The following is a 14,269-nucleotide window of genomic DNA, read 5'->3' as shown; positions in this document are numbered from 1 at the left end:
GGATTCACCCGGGTCGGTACGGCCCCCATTGCGGGGCCGTCCAGCGACGGGCTCATTCCCCGTGACGCATCGCCTCGAGGATGACGTTGAAGGCCGGCGAGGACCGCCGGCGGTGTGGATAGTAGAGGTAGTAACCGGGGAACGGCGGACTCCAGTCCTCCAGCACCGGCACCAGCCTACCCTCGTCGATATGCTCGCGCACGAGGCCCTCGGGTACGTAGCCGATCCCGTAACCCTCGAGCGCCGCGTCAACAATCGGGCCGATGGTATTAAAGGTCAGCTGCCCGTTCACCCGGACATGGAGCTCCCGCCCGTCCTTCTCGAACTCCCAGGCATAGATGGAACCGTGCGTGGGCAAACGCAGGTTGATGCAGCAGTGGTCCGTGAGGTCCCGCGGCACCCGGGGCAGCTCCCGCCCCTCGAAATAGGACGGCGCCCCCACGGCGAGCATGCGGAAATCCGGTCCAACCCGCACGGCGATCATCCCTTCCGACACCTGCTCCCCGAGGCGCACGCCCGCGTCGAACTTCTCCGCCACGACGTCGGTGAGGGCGTAGTCCGTGACCACCTCGACATTGATATCCGGATAGTGCTTCAGCACCGGCGCCAGCTTCGGCCAGATGACGGTGTCCGCCGCGTGATCGGTCGCGGTGATCCGTATCGTCCCGGCCGGTCGGTCCCGCATCTCGACCAGGGCCTCCAGCTCGTTCTCGATCTCCGCGAAGTGGGGGGCGATGCGCTCGAGTACACGCTCGCCTTCCGTCGTGGGGCTGACCCGGCGCGTGGTGCGCATCAGCAGGCGGATGCCGAGGCGCTCCTCCAGGCCCCGCACGGCGTGGCTCAGGGCAGACTGCGAGACGCCGATCTGCGCCGCGGCACGGGTGAAGCTTCCCACGCGAGCCACGACGACGAAGGACATCAGGTCGACAACATTCTCTCTCAGCATTGATGAACCTTCCTCATTAATCCTTTCTGATTATAGGGGGTTTTCCCGGGACCGCGGGGTGCTACTTTCCCGGCCAGGCAAATCGGCGATCGGAGGCACCCATGAAGATCGGGATACTCGGCTCGGGTTTGATGGGCGGGACGCTCGGGACCATCTGGGCAATGGCGGGGCACGAGGTGACGTTCAGCTACGCGCGAACCCCGGGGAAGCTCGATCGCCTTGCCCGGGGGGCCGGTGCGCGGACCGGAACACCGGCGGAGGCCGTGCAGACCGCCGATGCGGTCCTGCTCGCGGTGCACTGGTCGCGGGTGGAGGACGTGGTCTCCCGGGCCGGGGACATGGATAACACCATCGTACTCAACTGCTGTGTCCCCCTCGACCGCCAGAACCGCGACCTCGTGGTCGGGACGACGACGTCGGGGGCGGAGGAACTGGCACGCCTGCGACCCGACGTGCGCTTCGTTTCCACGTTCAACACCAGCCCGAGCGAGGCGTTGTTCAACGTCTTCAGCGCCCGTGACGAGTCACCCCGCCCCCATCTTCTCTACTACGGCGACGACGCGGACGCCAAAGCGGTAGCCGGGCGGCTCATCGCGGACGTCGGCTACGAGCCGCTGGATGCCGGCCCGCTCCGAACCGCACGCTTCGTCGAGCCCTTCGCGATGGTCACCGCCGAGCTCGCCTACGCCCAGCCGGGCGGCCCGGAACTCGTGTACCGCTTCGACCGGATTCACCGGCACAGCGAATGAGCTAATGAGTGGTGCTCATGACTCCAAGAAACGTACCCCCGTTTATTCGCATCACCCGGCGGACTACGGTTTCCCTCGTAGTCATAGCGCCTGACGTGGATTCGCAAGGCCACTGAATCGCTGCCGACGTGAATAACCCTGCCCGCAACCCGGGCGATGAGCAACCCGAGACAGCAAGGATCCATGCGCCCGAAGATTACCTGCCACATGATTACCTCTCTCGACGGCCGTCTCTGCCCGGAGCGATGGAGCGATCCGGTGGGCAGTCGCGTCATGGACCTCATCGACGCGCATTACGACACCGCCGCCAAGCGGCTTGGTGGCGAGGGCTGGATCGTCGGGCGCCGGACGATGACCGACTACGTCGATCAGAACCAGAGCCCCCCGCTCCTGGAGCCCCCCAGGGAGCGCCCGGCTTACTTCCAGGAACGCGCCGGCCGGGACGTCGCGGTGGCCATCGATCCCTCGGGACGCCTGCGCTTCGACCAGGGCGAGGTCGACGGGGATCACGCGGTGGTGGTGCTCTCGCAGCGGGTCCCGGACGAGCACCTCGAGCGGCTCCGGGAAGCGGGCGTCTCCTATGTGTTCGCCGGCCCCCACGGCGACGACCTCGCCGAGGCGATGGAGATACTGGGTGACGCCTTCGGAATCGGCCATCTCGTCCTCGAAGGCGGCGGGGCGACCAACGGCGCGTTCCTGTCGGCTGGCCTCATCGACGAGGTGAGCACGCTGATCTGCCCGGCGATCGACGGGCTCGCCGGCATTCCGGCCATATTCGAACACTCGGACCCGTCGGGCAGGGCGCCGTCGGAGGGGCAACACCTGCGCCTGCTCTCCTGCCAGACCCTGTCGGGCGGCGTGATCTGGCTGCGACACGAGATCGCGCACGGCTGACCCGGAACGGCACCGCACCGGGCGGCGGCCACCGCCTCGGCGACGACCGTGCCACGGGCGTATCGCGATCCGCACGGGTGTACACGCACCGACACTCGGAGTGACAAGGGAGCCTGTCCATGAAGACCTCCACCCTGACGCTGACCGCGATCCTGACCCTGGCCTGTGCCGGGCGCGCCCTCGCCGAGGGCATGCAGGTCTCCAGGAACGGTAGCCGCGAGGGCTTTATCGGCTCGGGCGAGCACTTCACCGGGACCGCCTACGTGGAACCGCTGTTCGCGGCCAACGATCCGTTCCGGTCCAACGGCGGCGAGGTCACCTTCCTGCCCGGCGCCCGTTCGAACTGGCACACCCACCCCGCCGGGCAGGTGATCATCGTGACCGGCGGTACCGGCTGGGTCCAGGAGGAAGGCGGCAGAAAGGTCGTCATGCAGGCGGGAGACGTCATCTGGACACCACCGGGCGTGAGGCACTGGCACGGCGCGACCGACACGACCGCGGTCACGCACATCGCCGTCCAGCAGTTCAAGGACGGCGAGAACGTCATCTGGGGCGAGCCGGTCAGCGACGAACAGTACGCCGGCGGCACGGAATAGCCCTTCCCGGCCCCGCCGTTGGGGGCCGGTCTCGAACAGCAACGCGGAGGTTCCGAATGAACCACGATTTCACCGGAAAAGTCGCGCTGGTCACCGGCGCCGCGTCCGGCATGGGGCTGGCGACGGCCAGGGCATTCGCGAATGCGGGGGCCTCGGTCACGCTGGCGGATATCGACGGCGCGGGCGTGAGCGCCGCGGCCGAGGAGCTCGCCGAAGGCGGCGCACGGACGCTCGCGGTGACCTGCGACGTGACCCGGGAGAGCGCCGTCCGGGAAATGGTTGAGCGGACCGTCGCGACCTTCGGCCGCCTGGATGCCGCCTTCAACAACGCCGGCGTGCAATCCATCGCCACCGAGACCGCCGATCTGGAAGGCGAGGAGTTCGACCGGGTACTCGGCATCAACCTGCGCGGCCTGTGGTCGTGCATGAAGTACGAGCTGACCCAGATGCGCAGCCAGGGCAGCGGCGCCATCGTCAACTGCTCCTCGCTCGGCGGCCTGGTCGGTGTCCCCGGCCGCGGCGCCTACCACGCCGCGAAGCACGGCGTGCTCGGACTCACCAAGAGCGCGGCGCTGGAATACGCGGACCGCGGGATCCGCATCAACGCGGTATGCCCCGGCATTATCGACACGCCCATGGTCGCCGGCATGAAAGACACGGAGACCGAGGCCATGGACACCCTGATGGAACAGGTCCCGGCCCGGCGCCTGGGCACGGCGGACGAGATCGCCGAGCCGGTGCTCTGGCTCTGCGGTCCGGGATCGAGCTTCGTCGTCGGCCACGCCCTGGCAGTCGACGGCGGCTATACCGCCCGGTGAACGGGGCACGGGAGACGCGCCGGCGCTGAACGGTCAAGGTCCGCGACGCACCCACAGTCCATGAGCACGCGGGACCCCCGCGGGAGAAAGGAGATCGACATGGATCATTTCAAGCACATATCGAGAAGGGATTTTCTCCGGAACTCCGCACTCGCCGGCGGCGGTGCGCTACTGACCGGTTCGGGCGCCGTCCTCGCCCAGAACGGCACGGGCGGCGGCGAACGGCACGGCGATCAGGCGCAGCCCGTCGGCGCCAAGGGGTACGCCGCCCGCGACGAATCGGGCCCGCTGAGCCCCTGGACGTTCCAGCGCAGGGCGCTGCGGGCGCGCGACATCCTGGTCGACATCCAGTACTGCGGGGTGTGCCACTCGGATATCCACCAGATCCGGGGCGACTGGGGTCCCCAGCAGTATCCCCAGGTCCCCGGCCACGAGATGACCGGCACGGTCGCGGCCGTCGGCGAACGGGTCACCCGCTTCCAGGTGGGGGACCGTATCGGCGTCGGCACGATGGTCGGCCACCGCGGCGACGGGGCGTGCAAGTACGGCGAAGAGCAGTACTGCCCGGACACGCTGTACACGTACGGCTACCCCGACCCGCTCGCCCCGACGGGGATCACCCAGGGCGGCTACGCCAACAACATCATCGTCGAGGAAGACTACGCGATCCGGATTCCCGAGGGGATCAGTCTCCAGCACGCGGCCCCGCTGCTGTGTGCCGGGATCACCACGTACACCCCCCTCCTCAACTATTCCGTGCGCAAGGGGGACCGGGTGGGTGTTGCCGGCATCGGCGGCCTCGGCCACCTGGCCGTGAAGCTGGCCGTCTCCAGGGGCGCGGAGGTCTACGCATTCACCACCTCCGAGAGCAAGGTCGAGGACATCCGTGCCTTCGGCGCGAAGGAGGCGGTGGTCGTGGAATCAGCCGAATCGCTCCGCCCCTACTACAACACGCTGGACACCATGATCTCGACGATCCCGGCCGCCTACGAAGTCGGCGCCTACATTCCCCTGGTGCGCGCGCACGGCACGTACACGCAGGTGGGCGCACCCGGCGAGGCACTGTCCTTCGATCAGATGGTGTTCCTCTTCAACAGGGTCACTTACGAGGGCTCGCTCACCGGGGGCATCCCCCAGACCCAGGCGCTCGTGGACTACTGCGCCGAGAACGGGATTCACCCGGAGATCGAGGTCATCCAGGCGAACAAGGTGAACGACGCGTGGTCGGACGTCCTGGACAAGGCGGCGCGATACCGCTACGTGATCGATGCGACGACCATCTAGGGACGCCGCATCCGGTCCGCCCCCCGGGGAACGGGCGTGCCCGTCCCCCGGGGCAGATACAACGGCGGGTCGGCCCGCCCCGCCCTGATCGGTGATGGCGGCCATTCGGCATGTTGAGGGCCCTGGACCGACGATTCCTGCGCACCGCGATCGGCGGCGTCGCCCTGCTCGGGGCGTGCGTTGCGTACGCCGGGAACACGCGATCCGAACCGACGGAGGACACCATGAGGATACGCATCACGGTGGAGGACACGGAGCTGGTGGCACGCCTGGAAGACACGCCGGCGGCCCGCGACTTCGCCGCCATGCTGCCCCTCGAGCTCACCCTCGAGGACTTCCATGCGACCGAGAAGATCGCGGACCTGCCGTCCCGGCTGTCGACGGAGGGCGCCCCCAAGGGGGTGGACCCCGACGTGGGCGACGTCACCTACTACGCCCCGTGGGGCAACCTGGCCCTGTTCTACCGCGATTTCGGCTACGCGAACGGACTGGTCCGGCTCGGCCGGATCGAGGGGGACGTGAGCGCGCTCGAGGCCAGGGGAGCGCTGCGGACCCGCATCGAGCTGATCGATCCCCCGCAGTGAACGCGGCCGACCCGCGCGGTACGGCCTTCCCGTCCGATTACCGGGACACCCGGCAGCGGAACCCGGTTCGCACGGCGCCGTCCTGATGACGGCACCCCGTAACCCTGCCCCCATCGGGGGCCCCCTACCAGAGGAGCAAATACCATGCACGACATCCATCGAGCCGGATCACGGCCCTCCAGCGCCGGCCCCGCCGACTACTTCAGTGGCACCGTGCGCATCGACCCGCTCTTCCAGTCGGCCGAGCCGGCACGCGCCTCCGGTGCAAGCGTGACCTTCGAGCCCGGCGCGCGCACCGCGTGGCATACCCACCCCCTCGGCCAGAACCTGATCGTCACGTCCGGCTGCGGCGTCGTGAAGTGCGAGGGAGAACCGGCAAGGATCATCCGTCCCGGTGACGTGATCCAGTGCCCGCCGAACGAGAAGCACTGGCACGGCGCCATGCCCGGCACCGCCATGACCCATATCGCTATCCAGGAGTCGCTCGACGGCACGCCCGTCCACTGGCTGGAGAAGGTCACCGACGAGGACTACGACGCCGCGGTCGCGTCGGCGGAGTAAGGGCCTTGTCGCTCGGCCCCCATTTCAACCGAGGACACCTCCCATGAAGGGACCGATGCTGACACTGGGCAATGGACTCGGGATGCCGGCCTTCGGGCTCGGCGTCTTCCAGTCCGGCCCGGCGGAGACCGTCGAGGCGGTCAGGACCGCACTGGCGGACGGCTACCGCCTGATCGACACCGCCACCCGGTACATGAACGAGGCGCAGGTCGGCCAGGGCATCCGCGAGAGCGGCGTGCCCCGGGACGACCTCTTCGTCCAGACGAAGCTCTGGATCAGCGACTACGACTACGACCGGGCCCTGCGGTCGTTCGACCGCTCGATGGAGGAGCTCGGCCTGGAGACGCTCGATCTCTATTTCCTGCACTGGCCGGTGCCGAAACACTTCGAGCGCACCCTCGAAAGCTGGAAAGCGGCAGTGAGGCTGCTGGAGGAGGGCCGGGTCAGGGCGATCGGCGTATGCAATGCCTCGCCCGACGATATCCGGCGGCTCACCGAGGCGAGCGGCGTCACACCGGCGGTCAACCAGGTCGAGCTGCATCCGTATCTGGCCCAGCCGGAACTCCGGAAGGCGAACCGCGAGATGGGGGTCGTCACCCAGGCGTGGTCGCCGATCGGCGGCATCAAACGCTACCTGGGTGAGGCGGCGGCGACGGGCGACCCGCTTCGGGACCCCGTCGTCGTCTCGCTGGCCGAGCGGTACGGCAAGACCCCGGCCCAGATCGTGCTGCGCTGGCACATCGAGCTCGGCAACTCGGTCATCCCGAAGTCGGTCCGTGCCGGCCGCATCCACGAGAACGGCGACATCTTCGACTTCTCGCTGACACGTGACGAGGTCGCCGCGATCGAGGCCCTCGACCGGGGCGAGAGAGGCGGCCCCGACCCCGCCGAGGTCACGCCGGAGACGTTCGGCAGCGGGGACTGATCCGGGCCCTGACGGGCGACACCCGGGTGACCGCAGGGCCCCGCAGTGACGCGGGTGCCCCGCGCCGCCCCCCCGGCCGCGGGGGAACGGACAGGGTTATTGGCGGCCCCGGGATGGCCGTCACACCGGGACATTCTCTTCACGCAACGGAGTGGCACGACCATGCACAAACGCAGACTTGGAAGCAGGGGACCGGAGGTCTCGGCCATCGGGCTGGGCTGCATGAGCGTATCCGGCGCCTATGGCGAAACGCCGGACAGGCAGGACATGGTCCGCCTCATCCGCACGGCCGTGGAGCGCGGCGTCACCTTCTTCGATACCGCGGAAATCTACGGCCCCTTCCGCAGTGAGGAGATCGTCGGCGAGGCGCTGGCGCCGTTCCGTGACCAGGTGGTGATCGCGACCAAGTTCGGCTGGAACATCGACCCCGACACCGGCGATGTCCTCGGCGGCCTCAACAGCCGCCCGCAGCAGATCCGGCGGGCCACCGAGGGGATGCTGAAACGTCTGGGAACGGAGTGCATCGACCTCCTCTACCAGCACCGGGTCGACCCCGAGGTGCCCATGCCGGAGGTCGCAGGCACGGTGAAAGAGCTGATCGACGAGGGCAAGGTCAGGCACTTCGGCCTGTCCGAGGCCGGCGTGCGTTCGATCCGCGAGGCGCATGCGGTTCAGCCCGTCACCGCGCTGCAGAGCGAATACTCGCTGTGGACGCGGGACCCGGAGGCCGAGATCCTCCCCCTGCTGGAAGAACTCGGGATCGGACTCGTGCCGTACAGCCCGCTGGGCAAGGGCTTCCTCACGGGCGGCATCGGCCGGGGGACGCGGTTCGACGGCTCGGACCTGCGTGCCCGCATCCCGCGCTTCGAGCAGCAGAACCTGGAGGCCAACCTGGCGCTGGTCGACGTCCTCCGCCGGATCGCCGAGCGCCGGAACGCCACGCCCGCCCAGATCGCGCTGGCCTGGTTGCTGACCCGCCGGCCGTGGATCGTCCCCATACCGGGCACCACCAGGCCGGCACGCGTGGAAGAGAACGTCGAGGCGACGACGGTGACACTGACCGACGACGATCTCCGCGAGATCGAGGACGCCGACTTCACGGTCCAGGGGGCACGCTATCCGGACGACCTCATGAAGCTCTCCGGCCGGTGACGCGCTCCGCCCTTCCCCGCTCGGGGGACACCGCGACCCGGGACGTCCCCCGAACGGCGGCGCCGGGTCTTCGGCCCTGCGGGGCAGCCCCCCGACACCGGGGCACGCCGTCGACCCACCCGTCACCGAGCCCCTGACCAACACACGAACGCAGCGCGCGCGGGACCGATGGCCCCATGGCCCCGGCCCGCCGGCGCGGAGTGGTGCATGAACGCAGCAACGAACACAGACGCCCCGAGCCCCGGCTCGATCCTGGCCGTCGCGGCCGCCGGCCCCCTGCTGGTGCTCGTGGCGTTCACGCTCCCCCTGACCACGCTGATGAGCACGGCCGGCGCCCTGGGCGTGGGCCCCGGCATCCAGGCCTGGATCATGAGCGGCATGAGCGTCGGGGCCGCCGCCGGCCTGCTGAGCAGCGGCGCCATCGGCGACGACTACGGACGGCGCCGGGTATTCGTCGGCGGGGCCCTGCTACTGGCCATCGCATCGATCCTCGGCGCCCTCGCGCCGACGGCGCTGGTGCTCGTCATCGCCCGTGTCCTGGGGGGACTGGGCGGCGCCGCCATCCTCGCGTGCGGCCTTGGCCTGATCGGTCACACCTTTCCCTCCGGCGCGCCCCGTGCCCGGGCGACCGGGGTCTGGGCCGCCGCGCTCGGGGCCGGTGTGGCGATCGGGCCGCTGCTGTCGGCGGGTCTCGACCACCTGGGCGGCTGGCGCCTCCCCTACGTGTTCACCGCGCTGGCGGCGACCGCGCTCGCCGGGACGGCCCGGCGGGTTCTGCCGGAGTCCCGTGCGCCGGTGCCCCGCCGCATCGACCTGGCCGGCACCCTGCTGCTCGGGGGCGGGATCGCGGCGCTGCTGTCCGCGCTGGTCGAGGGGCGCATGGGCTGGGACCGCCCGCTGGTGGTTGCCCTGCTGGTCCTGGGACTGGTCCTGCTGGCCGGATTCGTGGCGGTCGAACGCCGGATCGAGGGGCCGATGCTCGATATCGCGCTCTTCCGCTGCCCCGATTTCCTCGGCGCGACGACGGCGGCGTTCGCCGCCGGCGCCGGCGTGCTCTCCCTGGTGTCATCCCTGCCGATGCTGCTCGAACGGGCCCTGGGCACCAGCACGCTACTGTCGGCCCTGATGCTGCTCGCCTGGTCGGCGACCAGCGTCGTGACCGCCTTCGGGGTCCGGTGGCTGCCCACGGGGGTGACGCCCCGGACCCAGCTCATCGCCGGCCTCCTCGGCTCCGCCGCGGGACAGCTCGGCCTGATCGGGCTCTCCCTGGACGGGACGCTCACGCGCCTGCTGCCGGCACTGCTGATCGCCGGGGCCGCCTACGGCGTACTCAACGCCGCCCTCGGCCGTCAGGCGGTGGCGAGCGTGCCCGCCGGCAGGACCGCCATGGGCAGCGGCGCCAATAACACCGCGCGTTACCTCGGCTCCGCCGCGGGGCTGGCGCTGGTCACCGTACTCGTCACCCACGCGGGTCCCGGGTCCGGGCCCGCGGGCCTGCTCGCCGGCTGGAATGTCGCGGTGCTGGTGACCGCGGGATTCTCGCTCCTCGGTGCGCTCGTCGTGTTCTTCGCCCACGAACGCCCGGCACCGGAAACCGCGCCCGCAAGGGAAAACACACCGCCGGGAAGCGCATGAGCTTCGCGGCTGACAGGCACAGGAGAAGGCAATGCCGCACGTCGTCGTCAAGCACCGACCAGGCAAGTCGGAACGGCAGAAGACCGAACTCGCCGAGGCCATTACCCGGGATGTCGTGAACCATCTCGACGCCGCCGAAGAGGAGGTGTCAGTCGCCTTCGAGGAGATAACGCCCGGCGACTGGGCCGAGCGGGTCTATCGCCCGGAGATCCGGGACAAGTGGGACCAGGTCTACAGGAAACCCGGTTACGAGATGGAGTGGCCCGTCCTGCGACACCAGGACGGGGGCAACGCGACGCCCCGGCCTCAACGGGCAGACCCCCGATACACCATCAACGCTCTCAGGGAGTAATCATCATGAAGGGAACAATGCTCTATGGCCCTCGTGACGTTCGTTTCGAGGACATGGAATCCCCCAGGATCGTCCACCCCACGGATGCCGTCGTGCGCCTGGCCGTCACGTCCGTGTGCGGCTCGGACCTCTGGCCCTATCGCGGCCTCCAGCCCCTCGACGGACCGTCGCCGATGGGTCACGAGTACTGCGGGGTCGTCGAGGAGGTCGGCAGCGCCGTGACCTCGGTGAAGCCCGGCCAGTTCGTCATCGGCTCGTTCTTCGCCTCGGACAACACCTGTCCCCACTGCCGCCACGGCTACCAGCCCTCCTGTGAGCACGCGGAGTTCGTCGGCGGCGCGCAGGCGGAGCTGCTGCGCGTTCCCCTCGCCGACGGCACGCTCGTCGCCACGCCGGAAACGCCCGCCGACGATCTGCTGCCGAGCCTGCAGGCGGTCTCCGACGTCTTCGGCACCGGCTGGTTCGCGGCGGAGGCGGCGAACGTGCAGCCCGGCTCCACCGCCGCAGTGGTCGGCGACGGCGCGGTCGGCCTGCTCGGCGTGCTCTCGGCCAGGCTCAAGGGCGCCGAGCGGATCATCGCGATGAGCCGTCACGAAAAGCGCCAGCAGCTGGCGAAGGAGTTCGGCGCGACCGATATCGTGACCGAGCGCGGTGAAGAGGGCATCGCCCGCATCAAGGACATGACCGACGGCGTCGGCGCCGACTCGGTGCTGGAGTGCGTCGGCACCCAGGAGTCCATGTCGCAGGCCATCGGCGCGATGCGTCCCGGCGGATTCGTCGGCTACGTCGGCATGCCGCACGGCGTCTCGCTCGAGGGCGAGAAGCTGTTCTTCACCCACGCCCATCTCCACGGCGGGCCGGCACCGGTGCGCAACTTCCTGGACGAGCTGATCCCGCTCATCTGGGACCGGAAGATCGACCCGGGCAAGGTCTTCGACGTGACGATGCCGCTGGACCAGGTCGCCGAGGCCTACAAGGCCATGGACGAGCGGCGTGCGATCAAGGTCCTGCTTCGCCCTTGAGGCACAGGGCATGACCGGCGCTGGCGGGGCACGCCGCGGGGTCCCGTGGCGAGACCGTGTGGCCCCCGCCACCCGGCGGTACTCATTTCCCGGGACCGGGAGGCTGCCTGCGCCAGCCCCCGGCCCCGGCTTCCTGGCAACATGGAGCAACGAGATGCGTGCAGTAGGTTTGAACGAGTACGGCGGTCCGGACGTGCTTCACCTGGTGGAACTCCCCGACCCGGAGCCCGCCCCCGGCGAGGTCCGCGTGAGGGTGCAGGCGGCCGGTATCAATCCCGCCGACGTAATGCTGCGCCAGGGTGATCTCGCCGACCTCTACGCGGGAGTCGATCCACCCTTCGTGCCCGGCATGGATATCGCCGGTGTCATCGACGCCGTCGGCGACGGGGTCGAGGCGGGGTCCGTTCCCGCGGTCGGGGAGAAGGTCGTGGGGATAGTCGACAACCACGGCCGTTACGGCGGATACAGCGAGTACGTGTGCCTGCCCGCGGCCTCCGTCACTCCGGTGCCGGCGGGCACGGACATCCCCGCTGCGGCGGCATTCCTGATGAACGCCCTCACCGCCCGCAACGCCCTGGACACGCTGGACCTGGCACCGGGCTCGACCCTGCTGGTCACCGGCGCGGCGGGGGCGGTCGGCACCTACACCACGGCCCTGGCGAACGACGACGGCCTCCGTATCGTGGCCATCGCCTCGCCGCAGGACGAGGCCTATCTGCGCGACCGGGGGGCCACGGACTTCGTCCCGCGGGGTGAAGACGCCGCGGAGCGTGTGCGCGAGGCGTTCCCCGACGGCGTCGACGCCGTCGTCGACGCGGCGAGCCTCGGCGGGCGGATCGCCCCCGCCGTTCGTGACGGCGGCATGTTCATCATCCTGCGTCCGGCGGAGCAGACGAGCTTCGGCCGCGGCATGACCGTGACGTTCGTCAACGTGCGCGAGCGCGCCACCGACCACGAGGCGATCGCCCGGATCGCCCGGCAGGTCGAAAGCGGTCTGCTGCCCCCGCGGGTGGCAGGGACGTTTCCCGCCGCCGAGGCGAGCGAGGCCCATCGGCGACTCGACGCCGGCGGGGCACGCGGGCGGTTCGTGCTCGAGTTCGACTGAGCGGCGACGCGGAACGAGGAACCGGGGTCGCCGGCTTCGGCGGCACGACGCCGGCCGAAGCCGGCGATCCCGGACGTGAAACCCACCGGAGGTTACTGCAATGACGGCATGGTCAGAAGATGTCCTTCACCGGATCGTCGGGGCCGACGATCTGCACATCGCCCCCTTCCGCGACGACGGCAGGACGTACGGGACCCCGACCTGGATCTGGTCGGTGACCGTCGACGGCGCCCTCTATGTCCGCGCCTACAACGGCCGGAACTCCCGCTGGTACCAGGCCGCTGTCGCGCAGAAAGCGGGACGGATCGCCGCCGCGGACATGACGCTGGAGGTCGCGTTCGAGCCCGTCACCGGGGCCGTCAACGACCGCATCGACGACGCCTACCGGGCGAAGTACGGGGCCAGCCCCTACCTCGCAGCGATGATCGGGGATCGTGTCCGCCCGGCAACGGTCAGGATCACGCCGCGCTGAGGCCGGCATCGCGCCTGCCGCCGATCCGCAATCCGAGGGGGCAGACGGGTCCCAGCAGGCGTGGCCGCTTTCGTGAGCACATCGTGGGCTACACGCGCGGGGCGCGTTTGGCCAACGGCAATCAGACCGGTCTATCCGTTACGGCGACCCGACGGCCTGTTCCGGCAAAGCCCGCGGGACTGTGTCCCCTGCCTCCGGGGACAGCGCCTCCGCCAGCGCGGCGTCGAAGGCCGCGGCAAGACCGGAACCGTCCGGTACCCCCCCGAGCTCCCGGCACACCGAGGTCACCGCCTGCGGCCGGCACCGCAGGGTACCGCCGGCCAGCTCGTGGAACCGGTTCACCGCATGGCACAGGGCCTCCGGTTCGCCGTCCAGGAGCACGGAGGCGGTGATCATCACGTAGCCGCCCCTGTCCACCGGGCCCCGCCACACCTGGGCCAGACCGGCGAGCTTGCGCCCGCCCACGGCGATATCCCGGCTCCCGGCACAGAAGGCGTCCGGCACCGTCCCCGTCGCCGCGCCCAGGCCGAGCCGCGCAAGCACGGCAACCACCGGCTCGGCCATGCAACGGTAGAACCGCTCCAGCGACGCCCCCGAGCGCCGCGGCAGGATGCGGGCGAGCTGAACGCTGTGCAGCCCCACGGGAAACGCGCTGCCGCCACTGTCGCGCCCGCACACCGGCCAGCCTTCGGCCGCCAGCCGCTCGCAGGCATCGCCGAAGCCCGGCAGTCCGCGCTCCGCCCCACCGACGACCAGTGCCGGTGCACAGCGCCAGATCAGGGTCGCCGGCGGCCGGTGCCCGGCCCCCACCGCCGCGGCCACGTCGCGCTGCCAGTCGAGGCCCGCCGCGGCCGTGAGTCCGTCGCGCCGGAACGGCCCGGTACTTGGCGACCCCGGCCGGTCCCGACCGGCGCCGCCAAGTACCGCGTCACTGCTCATCGATGCGGCCGATCACCGTGCCCGGACGGACCACACCGTCCTTCGCCACCGTGATCGCCAGCCGCCCGGCCGCCGGCGCGGTGATCTCCATGGTGGCCTTCTCCACCATGATCTCCGCGACCGTCTCACCGGCGTCGACCTCGCTGCCGTCCCGGTAGAGCCAGTTGGCCACCACCCCCTCCGGCGTTATGTCGGCGTCCCAGAGCCCCTCCGGTATGCGTACGTCCGCCATCGT

17 protein-coding genes are annotated in these 14,269 nt (G+C 70.0%); 14 read left to right on the top strand and 3 right to left on the bottom strand.

The window, feature by feature from the left end:
* Positions 1 to 52: 52 nt before the first annotated feature.
* Positions 53 to 946, bottom strand: coding sequence for a LysR family transcriptional regulator (locus ACEZHJ_RS11270; protein WP_018717766.1), 894 nt, complete (start codon positions 944 to 946; stop codon positions 53 to 55).
* Between the two features lie 101 nt (positions 947 to 1,047).
* On the opposite strand from ACEZHJ_RS11270, the gene ACEZHJ_RS11265 reads away from it, so the two are divergent.
* From ACEZHJ_RS11265 to ACEZHJ_RS11200, 14 genes are all read left to right on the top strand, one after another.
* Positions 1,048 to 1,695, top strand: coding sequence for an NADPH-dependent F420 reductase (locus ACEZHJ_RS11265; protein ID WP_018717765.1), 648 nt, complete (start codon positions 1,048 to 1,050; stop codon positions 1,693 to 1,695).
* A 183-nt stretch (positions 1,696 to 1,878) separates the two neighbouring features.
* Complete coding sequence (locus ACEZHJ_RS11260; protein WP_375036511.1) at positions 1,879 to 2,589, top strand: dihydrofolate reductase family protein; 711 nt, start codon at positions 1,879 to 1,881, stop codon at positions 2,587 to 2,589.
* 119 nt (positions 2,590 to 2,708) lie between these two features.
* The gene (locus tag ACEZHJ_RS11255; protein WP_018717763.1) at positions 2,709 to 3,185 is read left to right on the top strand and encodes a cupin domain-containing protein; all 477 of its coding nucleotides are present in this window, start codon (positions 2,709 to 2,711) and stop codon (positions 3,183 to 3,185) included.
* A 56-nt stretch (positions 3,186 to 3,241) separates the two neighbouring features.
* Positions 3,242 to 4,003 (top strand): SDR family oxidoreductase, encoded by a 762-nt coding sequence (locus ACEZHJ_RS11250; RefSeq protein WP_018717762.1) that lies wholly within the window; start codon positions 3,242 to 3,244, stop codon positions 4,001 to 4,003.
* 99 nt (positions 4,004 to 4,102) lie between these two features.
* Positions 4,103 to 5,287, top strand: a complete 1,185-nt coding sequence (locus tag ACEZHJ_RS11245) for an alcohol dehydrogenase catalytic domain-containing protein (RefSeq protein ID WP_163140292.1) — start codon at positions 4,103 to 4,105, stop codon at positions 5,285 to 5,287.
* 224 nt (positions 5,288 to 5,511) lie between these two features.
* Positions 5,512 to 5,871, top strand: a complete 360-nt coding sequence (locus tag ACEZHJ_RS11240; RefSeq protein ID WP_018717760.1) for a cyclophilin-like fold protein — start codon at positions 5,512 to 5,514, stop codon at positions 5,869 to 5,871.
* A 144-nt stretch (positions 5,872 to 6,015) separates the two neighbouring features.
* The gene (locus tag ACEZHJ_RS11235; protein WP_163140294.1) at positions 6,016 to 6,432 is read left to right on the top strand and encodes a cupin domain-containing protein; all 417 of its coding nucleotides are present in this window, start codon (positions 6,016 to 6,018) and stop codon (positions 6,430 to 6,432) included.
* A 43-nt stretch (positions 6,433 to 6,475) separates the two neighbouring features.
* Positions 6,476 to 7,357: an aldo/keto reductase gene (locus tag ACEZHJ_RS11230; protein ID WP_018717758.1), complete on the top strand. Its 882-nt coding sequence runs from the start codon at positions 6,476 to 6,478 to the stop codon at positions 7,355 to 7,357.
* Positions 7,358 to 7,519: 162 nt separating this feature from the next.
* A complete protein-coding gene (locus ACEZHJ_RS11225) occupies positions 7,520 to 8,509 on the top strand; it encodes an aldo/keto reductase (protein WP_026321015.1) in 990 nt (329 codons plus the stop codon).
* A gap of 207 nt (positions 8,510 to 8,716) precedes the next feature.
* The gene (locus tag ACEZHJ_RS11220) at positions 8,717 to 10,144 is read left to right on the top strand and encodes an MFS transporter (protein ID WP_018717756.1); all 1,428 of its coding nucleotides are present in this window, start codon (positions 8,717 to 8,719) and stop codon (positions 10,142 to 10,144) included.
* Between the two features lie 31 nt (positions 10,145 to 10,175).
* Positions 10,176 to 10,496 (top strand): tautomerase family protein, encoded by a 321-nt coding sequence (locus ACEZHJ_RS11215; protein ID WP_163140296.1) that lies wholly within the window; start codon positions 10,176 to 10,178, stop codon positions 10,494 to 10,496.
* 5 nt (positions 10,497 to 10,501) lie between these two features.
* On the top strand, positions 10,502 to 11,518 hold the full coding sequence (locus ACEZHJ_RS11210; RefSeq protein ID WP_163140297.1) for a zinc-dependent alcohol dehydrogenase family protein: 1,017 nt from the start codon (positions 10,502 to 10,504) through the stop codon (positions 11,516 to 11,518).
* 154 nt (positions 11,519 to 11,672) lie between these two features.
* Positions 11,673 to 12,623: an NADP-dependent oxidoreductase gene (locus ACEZHJ_RS11205; RefSeq protein WP_163140299.1), complete on the top strand. Its 951-nt coding sequence runs from the start codon at positions 11,673 to 11,675 to the stop codon at positions 12,621 to 12,623.
* A 100-nt stretch (positions 12,624 to 12,723) separates the two neighbouring features.
* A complete protein-coding gene (locus ACEZHJ_RS11200) occupies positions 12,724 to 13,095 on the top strand; it encodes a DUF2255 family protein (protein ID WP_163140301.1) in 372 nt (123 codons plus the stop codon).
* 138 nt (positions 13,096 to 13,233) lie between these two features.
* Here ACEZHJ_RS11200 and ACEZHJ_RS11195 read toward each other — a convergent pair whose 3' ends face one another.
* On the bottom strand, positions 13,234 to 14,034 hold the full coding sequence (locus tag ACEZHJ_RS11195; RefSeq protein WP_163140303.1) for a hypothetical protein: 801 nt from the start codon (positions 14,032 to 14,034) through the stop codon (positions 13,234 to 13,236).
* Positions 14,024 to 14,266: a biotin/lipoyl-containing protein gene (locus tag ACEZHJ_RS11190; protein ID WP_018717750.1), complete on the bottom strand. Its 243-nt coding sequence runs from the start codon at positions 14,264 to 14,266 to the stop codon at positions 14,024 to 14,026. Before ACEZHJ_RS11190 ends, ACEZHJ_RS11195 begins: the two co-directional genes overlap by 11 nt.
* Positions 14,267 to 14,269: the final 3 nt, after the last annotated feature.

The organism is Arhodomonas sp. KWT2 (assembly GCF_041949875.1).
Taxonomy (GTDB): Bacteria; Pseudomonadota; Gammaproteobacteria; order Nitrococcales; family Nitrococcaceae; genus Arhodomonas; species Arhodomonas aquaeolei.
This window is presented reverse-complemented; position numbering and strand designations above follow the sequence as displayed.

Excerpts from the sequence above, each read along its gene's own strand:
- ACEZHJ_RS11225 (WP_026321015.1), top strand. The coding sequence starts at position 7,520 with ATGCACAAACGCAGACTTGGAAGCAGGGGACCGGAGGTCTCGGCCATC.
- ACEZHJ_RS11210 (WP_163140297.1), top strand. The coding sequence starts at position 10,502 with ATGAAGGGAACAATGCTCTATGGCCCTCGTGACGTTCGTTTCGAGGAC.
- ACEZHJ_RS11260 (WP_375036511.1), top strand. The coding sequence starts at position 1,879 with ATGCGCCCGAAGATTACCTGCCACATGATTACCTCTCTCGACGGCCGT.
- ACEZHJ_RS11205 (WP_163140299.1), top strand. The coding sequence starts at position 11,673 with ATGCGTGCAGTAGGTTTGAACGAGTACGGCGGTCCGGACGTGCTTCAC.
- ACEZHJ_RS11270 (WP_018717766.1), bottom strand. The coding sequence starts at position 946 with ATGCTGAGAGAGAATGTTGTCGACCTGATGTCCTTCGTCGTCGTGGCT.
- ACEZHJ_RS11245 (WP_163140292.1), top strand. The coding sequence starts at position 4,103 with ATGGATCATTTCAAGCACATATCGAGAAGGGATTTTCTCCGGAACTCC.
- ACEZHJ_RS11250 (WP_018717762.1), top strand. The coding sequence starts at position 3,242 with ATGAACCACGATTTCACCGGAAAAGTCGCGCTGGTCACCGGCGCCGCG.
- ACEZHJ_RS11200 (WP_163140301.1), top strand. The coding sequence starts at position 12,724 with ATGACGGCATGGTCAGAAGATGTCCTTCACCGGATCGTCGGGGCCGAC.
- ACEZHJ_RS11265 (WP_018717765.1), top strand. The coding sequence starts at position 1,048 with ATGAAGATCGGGATACTCGGCTCGGGTTTGATGGGCGGGACGCTCGGG.
- ACEZHJ_RS11230 (WP_018717758.1), top strand. The coding sequence starts at position 6,476 with ATGAAGGGACCGATGCTGACACTGGGCAATGGACTCGGGATGCCGGCC.
- ACEZHJ_RS11220 (WP_018717756.1), top strand. The coding sequence starts at position 8,717 with ATGAACGCAGCAACGAACACAGACGCCCCGAGCCCCGGCTCGATCCTG.
- ACEZHJ_RS11195 (WP_163140303.1), bottom strand. The coding sequence starts at position 14,034 with ATGAGCAGTGACGCGGTACTTGGCGGCGCCGGTCGGGACCGGCCGGGG.
- ACEZHJ_RS11240 (WP_018717760.1), top strand. The coding sequence starts at position 5,512 with ATGAGGATACGCATCACGGTGGAGGACACGGAGCTGGTGGCACGCCTG.
- ACEZHJ_RS11215 (WP_163140296.1), top strand. The coding sequence starts at position 10,176 with ATGCCGCACGTCGTCGTCAAGCACCGACCAGGCAAGTCGGAACGGCAG.
- ACEZHJ_RS11255 (WP_018717763.1), top strand. The coding sequence starts at position 2,709 with ATGAAGACCTCCACCCTGACGCTGACCGCGATCCTGACCCTGGCCTGT.
- ACEZHJ_RS11235 (WP_163140294.1), top strand. The coding sequence starts at position 6,016 with ATGCACGACATCCATCGAGCCGGATCACGGCCCTCCAGCGCCGGCCCC.
- ACEZHJ_RS11190 (WP_018717750.1), bottom strand. The coding sequence starts at position 14,266 with ATGGCGGACGTACGCATACCGGAGGGGCTCTGGGACGCCGACATAACG.